Genomic DNA, 11,422 nt, shown 5'->3' with positions numbered 1-11,422 from the left:
AACTCCTCACTCTATCCCACGGGTAAAATGACCGCGGGTAAAATCTTTAAGGACATTTTTCTCCGGCCGTCCTTCTCTGTAAATCGACACAAAACTTTGGAGCAGCGCCTTCATCTGCGCCTCTTTCTCCATAGTAAAATGAATACGCACAGAGGCGGGCGACAATTCAAAAATCTCTTTTTTCTTATCAAACAGCATTGTCGGAAGTCCATTGTAAATTTGGTTATAGCAGAACTCACACTCATTATATACATAAAAATGTTTATGCTGCCTATCGGTTAATTGTATCATTTCCGGCTGTTTTGTACAACCACCCTGCGTTTTTTTTACACATTGGGCAGAAATCATAAGCTGCTGATGTCCATAGACAATGAGTTCCATATCGGTACAGCCAATTTTTTTAAGTTCGGAATAATTCAATTCTACCGGCGCTGTCAATTTCACAGTTCCAAGTCCCGACAAAAAATTTTTAGATCGCAGGTTCATACTATATATACTCGCATCGAACATAAAAGCCGCTTTGGGAAACATTGATTTCACCAGCAAAAAAGCTTCGATATTCCGCACCAGCCATCCGTCCGCATACTCAGCAGCCGCGTTGATATAATCTGTCAGTTTTTCTCTGTCCCTGTCCCGGATAATCCCCGGAAGAGAAAAATAAATGGTCTTTCCCGCAAATTTTAACCGTCGGACTGTCACAAAATTCTCCTGTACCGCTTCGTGGAGTTCCGCATAAACCCGTCCCACTTCTTCAATTTCCGCCAGTATGCGACCCCGCTTCAAAGTATCCGCCCCCGTCAGCATGACATGAAGTTCGGGGATTTTCTGAACAGAAATATCCGTCTTTTCCTCCGCCGCCTTTGCCGCCGGCCGTGAGACCGGAAAACCTGCACTTCTTTTATATTTTTTCAGACAGGCGTTTTCGAGCGCCTCGAGCCCGTGCCGCCGCAGCTCATTCAGCTGTTGATTCGGCACATAACACAGGCCGTCGGTCTCAACTTCCAGTTTATCAAACGCAAACGCCGTGCCCCCTGTTTTTTGAATCGGCCTCTTTAACTGTTCCCCGGACATCGGCTGATTCCTGGCCGCCTCCGCTCTTTCTCCCTCCAGAGAAATCGAAATATCCGCCCATGTTAATGTGAGCATAACAGGAAAATCTTTCATAACCCTTAATGTTCCTTGAATATTTTCTTTCAGTTCCCGGCGCAGGTATTTCTCATGAAGCTCCTCGATCAATGACGGATTTCTCATTCGAAAGACAGTTGTTCCCGGAATAAGTTTTCGCTTTGTCCCGCCGTTTTTACCATTTCCCGGTTTAAAAAAACCTTTTTCAGGAACCGGCTCATTTATTGTCCATTCCACTATTTTTTTACCGTCTTTTTCACGGATTTCAAGAACATCGCCCGGCCTCAGATCCGTACAGGCACGAATATCGCCCCTTTTTGTCACAATCCCCGCCGGAACTCCCATATGATTCGGCCGTTCCATGCACATCATATCTGCTCCGTTATTCTGATAAAGATAACCGTTGGAAAATCCTCCCCGGTTATATAAATCCATAAGGCGCTCTACATCCTTTGCATCCACCCGGAATTTATCTCTGCCGTATTCCATATACAAATCTCTGTAATAGCGATATAGAAAGGCAGTCAAAGCAGCATATTCCGGCTTTTTCATCCGCCCCTCAATCTTCAGGGAATCCACACCGCAGTCCGCCAGATCCGGAATATCCGAAAGAGCGCACATGTCCTTTGGGCTGAGAAGATAACGACTCTCCCTCTCACCCTCCATCTGATAAGGCAGGCGGCACGGCTGAGCACACCGCCCCCGATTGCCGCTGCGGCCCCCGATAAAGCTGCTCATCAGGCACTGGCCCGAATAGCAATAGCAAAGAGCACCCTGAACAAACACTTCCAGTTCCATTCGGGTATGCTGCCGTATTTTTTTAATTTCCGTCAAAGAAAGCTCCCGGGAGAGCACGACCCGCTCCATTCCCTGGACTTCCAGCCATTTTGCCATCTCCACACCGGTGACCGTCATCTGTGTACTGGCATGTACCGGAAGTTTCGGAAAACTCTGACGCAGCAGGGACAGCAGGCCGAAATCCTGGATAAGCACACCATCCAGTCCCTCTTCATAATAAGGATTTAAAAAATCAAAAACCATCCCTTCCAGTTCATTATCCTTGAGTAAGGTATTCAATGTTAAATATATCTTTTTATGATGGATATGGGCATAATCGATGGCACGCTTCAAATCCTCTTCATTCGGATTATCCGCATAAGCTCTGGCGCCAAAACGGCTGCCGCCCATATAAACCGCATCCGCCCCGGCGTGAAAAGCGGCCTTCATTCCATCCAAGGAGCCGGCCGGAGCTAATATTTCAATTGATTTTTCCAGGTACATCTGCATTTCTCCCATTTTTGCATCTATGAAACCAGAAAGACGGGAAACTCAACATTTCCCGTCTGACAATCCTTTTATTGTTTTTGATATGCTCTGGTTTCCAGCTTGACAATCTGCTTCTGCAAATCATTGATCTCGGCTTTCAGCTGTTCGATCTCTTTCTCCGCTTCCTCGAGATGAATCTGGGCGCCGATCAATTCATGCTTTAAATCATATTCCGTCTTATCCTTTTCTTCCATATCGGCTTCCAGCATCTCCACCTGTTTCTTGGCTTTATGATAGTCATCCGCCATATTTAATTCCAGCAATGTCTTCTGCATATCCATACTCATCCGCCGGTAATTTGGAACCTGGTCCATCTCTTCCATCTTATTATTTATGTACAACGCAATCTTCTGCAAATATTCTTCACTTTCATAGCCGCTCAGCGTATAAACTTTGCCGCCGATCAACACCTGTATATCCTTTTTCGCAGCCATCTTTCTCCCTCCAGTCCGCAATTACTATACTTATTATAATCGCTCCAATGGACAAAAACAAGACTAAATCTTATGAAAGCCCCCTACTTTTCTCCGACGGGCAATCCGAGATGCCTGTAAGCCGCCGGGGTCACCATGCGCCCCCTCGGTGTTCGCTGCAAAAAGCCATTCTGGAGCAAATAGGGTTCATAAACATCTTCCAGTGTTCCCGCATCCTCGCCAATCGAAGCCGCCAGCGTATCCAGCCCGACCGGGCCTCCGCCGAACTTTTCAATCATTGTCCACAAAATATTCCGGTCCACCGAATCCAGGCCGTACCTGTCCACCTCAAGGATATCCAACACCTCTCTGGCAACACTCTCCGTCACCCGCCCGTCATATTTCACCTGGGCATAATCCCTGACCCGCTTTAAAAGCCGGTTGGCCAGTCTCGGCGTTCCTCTTGAACGGCGGGCCAGCTCCATTGCTCCGGCGGCGTCCATTTCCATATGAAGCACATCCGCAGAGCGAAGAATAATCTTGCTCAATTCCTCCGGAGAGTAAAATTCCAGCCGCTGGATCACGCCAAAACGATCCCTCAAAGGCGCCGTCAACATTCCTGCCCTTGTCGTCGCGCCAATCAGTGTAAACTGGGGCAGATCCAGGCGGATGGAGCGGGCTGTCGCCCCTTTGCCGATCACAATATCAATGGCAAAATCTTCCATCGCCGGATAGAGCACTTCCTCCACCTGCCGGTTTAAACGATGGATCTCATCGATAAAAAGGATATCCCCCTGAGACAGGCCGTTTAATATGGCTGCTATCTCGCCGGGACGCTCAATGGCCGGCCCGGAAGTAACCTTCATGTGGACACCCATCTCATTGGCAATAATGCCTGCCAGCGTCGTTTTTCCGAGTCCCGGCGGACCATAGAACAATACATGGTCCAACGCCTCATCCCGCTGTTTTGCGGCCTGAATATAAATGTCCAAAACCTCTTTAATCTTTGGCTGACCGATATAATCCTTCAGCCAGACCGGCCGAAGATGATTTTCTGTTTTAATATCTTCTTCAATAAATTCCGTTGTTATAATTCTTTTATTCATATCTCCATGCCCCTAAAAGGTCAACATCTGCTTCAAAGCGAGTTTCAATAAGGTTTCGCTGTCCATATCCGATGACGCCTCCACCTTCTGCACTGCCCGGAAAGCCTCTGTCTCCGAATACCCCAAAGCAGCCAGCGCCATAATGGTTTCCTTTTCCGCGCTGCTTCCGCCGCGGGCCGCATCCGCATTTTCCCCAGGATCTCCCTCAAACATATCTTCCAGTTTTAATTTATCTTTTAACTCGATGATCAGCTTCTGAGCCGTTTTCGGGCCGATCCCCGGCGCTTTGGCAATTGTCTTTGAATCCCCGGACATCACGGCAAATCGAAATTCATTCGGCGAGATCCGGGACAAAAGCCCCAATGCGCCCTTAGGCCCGATTCCACTCACCCCGATCAGCAGTTTAAATATCTTCAGATCATCCCTGGTCAAAAATCCATACAGTGTCAGCTGATCCTCCCGGACATACATATAAGTATACATTTTTATATTCTGCCCTATCGGGGGCAGATTTTCCAGAACAGACAGGGGCGTATAGATCAGATAACCAATGCCCTGATTATCCAAAACCACATAATCCGTTCCCGTCTCAATGAGACGGCCTTTGATAAAAGCAAGCATTTTATTTTTCCTTTCTCAGTTTCTCCAAACGATTTTTCAGATCTTCCAACGGCTTTGCGTAACGAATGGATTTAAAATTCGGATAAGCCGCCATATGGTGACGGAATACCGCCCGATGTTTAAGTTTGCTCTCTTCATAACGTTCTACAAGAGCAGACAGCTTCCCTTCCAGTTCTTCCCGGTATTCATTAATTGTCCCGGTTAAAGGTATATTTTCAAGATACTCTTTCCGTTCCTCCCATTGCTCTTTTAAGCGGGCCGCCATATAGGACGGGGACAACTCCCGATATTCCTGTCCCAGGTTATGGATATCCAGAAACTGGAAAATATCTTCCCGGATACCCTCCATTTTCGCCAAAGTTTTCTTGACATCCAGTGTGGCTGCAACCGTATTCGCAAAATCCCCGGTAAAAACAACAACAAATATACCGCCCAACGCCTGGCCGACGGTTCTCGGCAGTTTATCTATAAACTCCAATACGGCCGGATGCAGAATGTATACCATAACAAGCGAAAAAAATCCCCAGAAAAGGGATACCTTCAGGCAGACTCTGCCCTGAATATTAAATTTTTCATTGCTGTAGTCCCACCATGTGGCCGCAAAAAGACGTTCCATGATCCATGAGGTAAAAAATTCCAGGATCGTAGGAAACACAACACCGCCGATATAGACAAGCCACAAGTCCCCCCTCAGAGGATAAAGCGTCAGATAAACGACCAACGCGCCGCAGCCGTAAATAGGAATATACGGTCCCATCAAAAATCCCCGGTTGATCCACTTTCCGGCTTTTATAGAACAAAAGGAGCTTTCCCAGATCCAGCCGCAAACACAATAAATAATAAAAAACCATAAAATATGATAAAAATCTGTATGTAAATTCAAATAGCCATGCCTCCATGAAGTCTTTTATATGGGTATACTATACACGATTTTATTCTAAAAATCAATTTACGAAACCCTTTTTTTCGGTCTATAATAGATACATATAACATTGATGAAAAGGAGCAGACACCATGCAGACACGCACTCAAACCTTTCCAAATAAATATTTTAACCCGGAGGATATTTCAGATCGGGAAGTCCCTGTGCTTCTGGACATTGAAACGACAGGTTTTTCTCCCGATGTGTCCGCCATTTTTATGATCGGCTGCGCTTATATTGAAGGAGAAAATCTTTTTCTTATCCAATGGCTTGCAGACACCCTGGAATTATCCGGAGAACAGGATATTCTGACCGCCTTCTCCCAATGGCTTCGGCAATACGCCGCCTGTCATGAAAAGACCTGCCTGTTCACCTACAACGGGCAGAACTTTGACCTTCCGTTTCTTAAAAGCCGTTATATCCAGTGTGGTCTTTCATCCCCTCTGGATTCCCTGAACATAAGATTCATTGATTTGTACAGGGAATTCTTACCGTTAAAAAACTTCTGGCCCACTCGGAATATGAAATTGAGAACAATGGGCATGTGGGCGGGCTATACCTATAATACGGCGCCGGAAGGCCGCCGATTGATCAATGCCTACCATCAATACATAAAAATAAAAGATTCAAAAACAATGAATCTTTTATTTCTCCATAACAGCGATGACTTAAAAGCTCTGGCTTCCCTTATGCCGGTTCAAAACTATGTCCGCCTTTTTTCAGGGGCCTACGCCCCGGCCGGCCTCACCTCCGCAGACAATGCCCTTTCTTTTTATCTGAAACCGGAAGTATCTCTTCCTGCGCCCGTAACTTTTACTGCCTTTGACTGTTCTTTATCCGTCCGACCGGAAGAAATAATCCTGCGCGTTCCATTATATGCACGGGGACTGCGTTTTTATTACAGCGATATCAAAAATTATGTATATCTGCCAGAGGAAGACTATGCCCTCCATAAATCTATGACGGCCTACATCGATAAAAGCCACTGGCAAAGGGCCCGCCGGGAGAACTGCTATACCTGGTTTCTTCCGGATGAAGCCTTTTTTAATCAGCCGGAACACCAGCGGGCCTACATACAGATGATTTTCCGTTTATTTGGTTTTTCTCGATGAAAAACGTTTTAAAAAAGATTCCGGATTCAGCCGTTCCCGGACATCCTGGGACATAGCCTCAAGCTCTTCCTCCGCCTCTGACTCGCTGTCATATCCGCTTTCATAACGTATCCGGGCATCCCGCATCTGCTTGATCAGCTTTCTGCGATAGCCGCTCTTTTGCGCCTGGGCCAGGAAGCTGTCATAATCTTCATGGAAAATCCAAGGCATATCACCGCATATTCTCTCATAAAGCTTTGATGCCGATTCCGAGCTTCCTTTCCCCCGAATATCCACACGTATAGATTTAAAATCTGTATCATACACGATCATCTGAACCTCGGTTGCCGCCTCCTCCCGGTGGGCATCCGGCTGAAAGCATCCGATCATCCGGTTCCTGGCGATCACCCGGCTGGATCCCCCGCCATAAACCGGCACCATAAGATAATGACGCGTCATAACAACCTGCCCCGGAATTGACATCTCAATATTCCCCGACAATTCAGCAATAAATTCCCGCCGTTCTCCCGGCTCCAGGTTTTTCAAAATACGCCGCTCATAATTGAAGGCCCGAAACACCTCATACACGCCGTACAATACAATAGCGCCGCTGGCTATCAGGCCACAAATATAGGCAGCCTTTGAACCTGCATCGTATTCTTTGAACACTTCCACCAAAATTGCCTGAAAAATACCGGCGCCAAAAAGGACCGCCAGCGTTCCGGCCACAAGATGGATAAAATAGCTTTTCAATTTTAAAAGTTTAAAGGTATCCATATAAAATATCACCTTCTGCTTAGATTAAAAATGCAGGAACATACAATCGGTATATTCCTGCATCCATATGTCCGTCAAATTATTCCTCTGCGGTTTCTTCTCTGGCCGGCATCTCCATAGCTTTAATGCTAAGGCTGATCTTTCTTTCTTCTTCATTGAAATCAACAACTTTTGCTGTAATGATCTGGCCAACCTGAAGAACATCTGCCGGTTTTTCAACATGTTCTCTGGAAATCTGAGAAACATGAAGCAGCGCGTCAACACCCGGCTCCAATTCAATAAATGCACCAAAATCAGTCATTCTGGCCACTTTACCTTCAACGATATTGCCCACTGCATATTTTTCAGCGGCTGTCAGCCACGGATTCTGATCAGCAAACTTAAGGCTGAGGGCAATCTTTTCACCCTGAATATCCTTGATCAATACCGTGATATCATCGCCGACTTTTAATAACTTCTTCGGATTTTCAACACGTCCCCAGGACATTTCAGAAATATGAAGAAGGCCGTCAGCACCGCCGAGATCGATAAATGCGCCAAAATCTGTAACATTCTTAACCTTTCCTTCAACCACATCACCAATGTTAATGCGCTCGAATAACTCTTTCTGTCTCTGGGCTTTTTCAGCTAAAAGAAGCTGTTTTCTGTCGCCGATAATACGACGTTTTCTTGGATTGAACTCAGTGATAACGAAACTGATTTCCTGTCCGTCATATTTTCCAAGATTCTTTTCATAAGTATCGGAAACAAGACTTGCAGGAATAAATACCCGCGCTTCCTCAACAACAACACTCAGGCCGCCATCAAGTACATTGACAACTTTTGCCGTAAGCACTTCCTTGTTGTTATATGCTTCTTCCAATCTCTTGTTTCCTCTTTCGGCAAGAAGTCTTTTATAGGTTAACAAAACCTGGCCTTCGCCGTCGTTTACCTTCAGGACTTTTGCCTGCATGGTGTCTCCCACATTAACTACTGTCGTGAGGTCAAGGTTTGCTGTATTCGAATATTCGTTACGTGTAATGATCCCGTCTGCTTTGTAACCTATATTAAGAATGATTTCATCTTCTTTAACGTCGATAACAGTACCCTCAACGACCTCCCCATTTCTAATTGTCTTTAAAGACGCTTCCAATAATTGTTCAAAACTCATCTCTGACATAGCAGTATGAACCTCCTCGATAATATTATTTGGGGTTGATGCCCCGGCCGTAATACCTACATACCTCATAGATTCAAAAGCAGTTAAGTCTAAATCAACAAGTGTCTGTATATAGTAAGTATTTTCGCATGCTTTTTTACTGATTTCGTAGAGCTTTTGGGTGTTCGAACTGCTTTTATCACCAATAACAATCATCGCCTCCACATGGGATGCAATCTCCCTGGCTTCCTCCTGCCGAACAGCCGTTGCATTACAAATCGAGTTTACACAGTTTATATCATAACCCTTTTCGGAAAGAATTTCAACTAATTCTTTAAATTTATTGTAATTAAATGTCGTTTGCGAAATTATACACAGCTTTTCCGAATCCTTCGGAAAAAATTGTTCCGCTTCGTCAATATCCTGGATAACAACGGACGGTGTCAGGCACCATCCCTGAATTCCCTGAACTTCCGGATGTTCCGGATTCCCGATAATAATGATATTTCTTCCTTCTTTTCCCTGTTCCTCCACAATTTTGTGGATCCGTTTTACAAAGGGGCAGGTCGCATCAGCAATCTGAAACCCTCTGGCCTCGATCGCTTCGTACACCGCACGGGCAACCCCATGGGAACGGATGACGACCGTCCCTTTCGGAAGTCCGTCCAGCTCCTCCGGCGAATGAATGACTTTTGCGCCCTTTGATTCCAGATCCCTGACCACCTCATCATTATGAATGATCGGCCCGTAAGTATAAACCGGCTCGCCCTTACGATGCTGCTCTGTCGTTAATGTATACACCATATCCACTGCCCGTTTGACCCCCGGACAAAACCCGGCACTTTTTGCCAGCATAACTTCCATCTGTTTTCTATCCTTTCAATTTCAATGATTCCTGAAATGCATCGACGATTCGATCCATAACCTCCGGAATGGACAATCTGGAACTGTCGATAACCACAGCGTCCTCTGCCTGCTTTAAAGGGGCAATGCTGCGATTCATATCCTGAAAATCTCTTGTACGGATATCTTCCTCTATTTTACTTATATCCGCATCCAATCCCTTTTCTTTTAATTCCAGATAACGCCGATTTGCCCGTTCTTCCACACTGGCTGTCAGATACACCTTCACATCCGCCTTCGGCAGAACAAAGGTTCCTATATCCCGCCCGTCCATAATAACATCATTATCCCGGGCAATATCCCGCTGAAGCTGGAGCAGTTTTTCACGCACCCGGGGATTGGCAGCGCTTTTAGAGGCCATATTGCCTACTTCCTCGTTGCGAAGCTGACCGGTCACATTTTCACCATTTAAAATAATCTGCTGTTCACCGCCGGAATAAATAATGCGAATCGTCATATCAGCCAGAAGTTCCTCAATCCGATGTGAATCCTCTGCATCCACATGATTTCGAAGCAAATGCAGGGCTATCGCACGGTACATAGCCCCCGTATCCACATATAAAAATCCAAGGCTTCGGGCTGCCGCCCTCGCGATCGTACTTTTGCCGGCGCCCGCCGGTCCATCGATGGCAATATTAAAGCTCATTTTCCATAACCTCCAACATGTTTTTTGCTGCCAGCCATGCCGTTGACCAGGCAATCTGCAGATTAAATCCTCCGGTCAAAGCGTCCACATCAAGAATCTCACCGGCAAAATACAATCCTTTAATTATTTTCGATTCCATGGTCCCCGGATTGACTTCCTTAACCTTTATACCGCCCCCGGTAATAATGGCTTCGTTAAATCCCCGGAGTCCCCGGATATGTATCTCCAGATGTTTCAATAAGCAGCCGAGCCCGGCCCGTTCTTCTTTTGATACAAGATTCACCTGTTTATAAGGATCTATTTTCGATAGTTCTATGATGACCGGAATCATTTTATTTGGAAGCAGTCCGCCAAGACTGTTTCGGAACTGTTTGTTTTTATTTTCTTCAAATATGCGAAGCAGACGTCCATCTATCTGTTCTGCCGTCAGAGCCGGTTTTAAATCGAGAGTGAGTGTCACATCCTGAAAATCCTTTAATCTCCCGCAGTGGGCGCTGGCACTCAAAATCAATGGCCCGCTGATCCCAAAATGAGTAAAGAGCATCTCGCCAAAATCTTCATATATTTTTTTCTTACCTTTTTTTAAAACGACAGATACATTTCGAAGGGATAAGCCCATCAATTTCCGGCACCAGTCTTCCTCCGTCTCCATCGGAACAAGGGAAGGCCGCGGCATTGCCAGAGTATGGCCTGCCTCCTCCGCCATATGATAACCGTCCCCGGTGGAACCGGTAGACGCATAGGACAAACCGCCTGTGGCAATCAAAACAAAATCCGCTTTCTCCCTGCGGCCGTCGGAATCGATAACTCCCCGGCAAATATTCTCTTCCACTATGAGTTTTTCAGCCCTGCGGTTCAGCTCCACGGACACGCCAAGCTGTTTCAGTTTCCTCTCCAGTGTACGAATGACATCCGAGGACTTGTCCGACTCGGGAAATACCCGATTTCCCCTTTCCGTCTTCAGGCGAAGCCCTTCCGTTTCAAAAAAAGTCATCAAATCCCGACTGTTAAACTGATAAAAAGCACTGTAAAGAAACTTACTGTTTGTCATCACATTCTGAAACAAAGCTTCCGTCTCACAGTTATTTGTCAGATTACATCGGCCCTTTCCGGTAATAAATAATTTTTTTCCCAGTTTTTCGTTCTTTTCCCAGAGAGATACCTTCATCCCCCCGGATGCAGCCGTCACCGCCGCAAACATTCCGGCAGCTCCGCCGCCGATGATCATGCACTTTTTCATATTTTCTCCTTGCAATATGCTACCTTGTATCATATCACAAAATTCCCAAAAAGAAAACCTGCGGTATTCCGCTTTTTTTTACAGAATACCACAGGTTCCATCATATTACATAAT

The 11,422-nt window shown here is 45.9% G+C and carries 10 protein-coding genes; 1 reads left to right on the top strand and 9 read right to left on the bottom strand.

Translation table 11 applies throughout. The features are described 5' to 3' along the window. Positions 1-6: 6 nt before the first annotated feature. From ACMN7X_RS02045 to ACMN7X_RS02025, 5 genes are all read right to left on the bottom strand, one after another. The gene (locus ACMN7X_RS02045; RefSeq protein ID WP_418745842.1) at positions 7-2,406 is read right to left on the bottom strand and encodes a DUF3656 domain-containing U32 family peptidase; all 2,400 of its coding nucleotides are present in this window, start codon (positions 2,404-2,406) and stop codon (positions 7-9) included. Between the two features lie 74 nt (positions 2,407-2,480). Beyond that, positions 2,481-2,885 (bottom strand): cell division protein ZapA, encoded by a 405-nt coding sequence (gene zapA, locus ACMN7X_RS02040; RefSeq protein WP_418745841.1) that lies wholly within the window; start codon positions 2,883-2,885, stop codon positions 2,481-2,483. Between the two features lie 83 nt (positions 2,886-2,968). Beyond that, entirely contained in the window at positions 2,969-3,970 is a 1,002-nt protein-coding gene (ruvB, locus tag ACMN7X_RS02035; protein WP_418745840.1) for a Holliday junction branch migration DNA helicase RuvB, read from the bottom strand. A 12-nt stretch (positions 3,971-3,982) separates the two neighbouring features. Beyond that, a complete protein-coding gene (gene ruvA / locus ACMN7X_RS02030; RefSeq protein WP_418745839.1) occupies positions 3,983-4,591 on the bottom strand; it encodes a Holliday junction branch migration protein RuvA in 609 nt (202 codons plus the stop codon). 1 nt (position 4,592) lies between these two features. Next, the gene (locus ACMN7X_RS02025; RefSeq protein WP_418745838.1) at positions 4,593-5,474 is read right to left on the bottom strand and encodes a putative ABC transporter permease; all 882 of its coding nucleotides are present in this window, start codon (positions 5,472-5,474) and stop codon (positions 4,593-4,595) included. A 131-nt stretch (positions 5,475-5,605) separates the two neighbouring features. Between ACMN7X_RS02025 and ACMN7X_RS02020 the strand changes: the two genes are divergently transcribed. Beyond that, positions 5,606-6,625 carry a ribonuclease H-like domain-containing protein gene (locus tag ACMN7X_RS02020; RefSeq protein WP_418745837.1) on the top strand — a complete coding sequence of 340 codons (1,020 nt, stop codon included), beginning with the start codon at positions 5,606-5,608 and terminating at the stop codon, positions 6,623-6,625. Here the strand turns inward: ACMN7X_RS02020 and ACMN7X_RS02015 are convergent. The 4 genes from ACMN7X_RS02015 to ACMN7X_RS02000 all read right to left on the bottom strand — a co-directional run bounded on the left by ACMN7X_RS02015 (position 6,605) and on the right by ACMN7X_RS02000 (position 11,308). After that, entirely contained in the window at positions 6,605-7,381 is a 777-nt protein-coding gene (locus ACMN7X_RS02015; RefSeq protein WP_418745836.1) for a hypothetical protein, read from the bottom strand. The genes ACMN7X_RS02020 and ACMN7X_RS02015 overlap by 21 nt on opposite strands. Positions 7,382-7,460: 79 nt before the next feature. Continuing rightward, a complete protein-coding gene (locus tag ACMN7X_RS02010; RefSeq protein ID WP_418745835.1) occupies positions 7,461-9,383 on the bottom strand; it encodes a bifunctional 4-hydroxy-3-methylbut-2-enyl diphosphate reductase/30S ribosomal protein S1 in 1,923 nt (640 codons plus the stop codon). A gap of 7 nt (positions 9,384-9,390) precedes the next feature. Further along, a complete protein-coding gene (gene cmk, locus ACMN7X_RS02005) occupies positions 9,391-10,068 on the bottom strand; it encodes a (d)CMP kinase (protein ID WP_418745834.1) in 678 nt (225 codons plus the stop codon). Next, complete coding sequence (locus ACMN7X_RS02000; protein ID WP_418745833.1) at positions 10,058-11,308, bottom strand: NAD(P)/FAD-dependent oxidoreductase; 1,251 nt, start codon at positions 11,306-11,308, stop codon at positions 10,058-10,060. Before ACMN7X_RS02000 ends, cmk begins: the two co-directional genes overlap by 11 nt. Positions 11,309-11,422 lie beyond the last annotated feature (114 nt).

The sequence above is a fragment of the Frisingicoccus sp. genome, assembly GCF_048388605.1.
Taxonomy (GTDB): domain Bacteria; phylum Bacillota; class Clostridia; order Lachnospirales; family Lachnospiraceae; genus Frisingicoccus.
The sequence above is the reverse complement of the archived record's forward strand: the minus strand, read 5'-3'. Positions and strand labels throughout refer to the sequence as shown.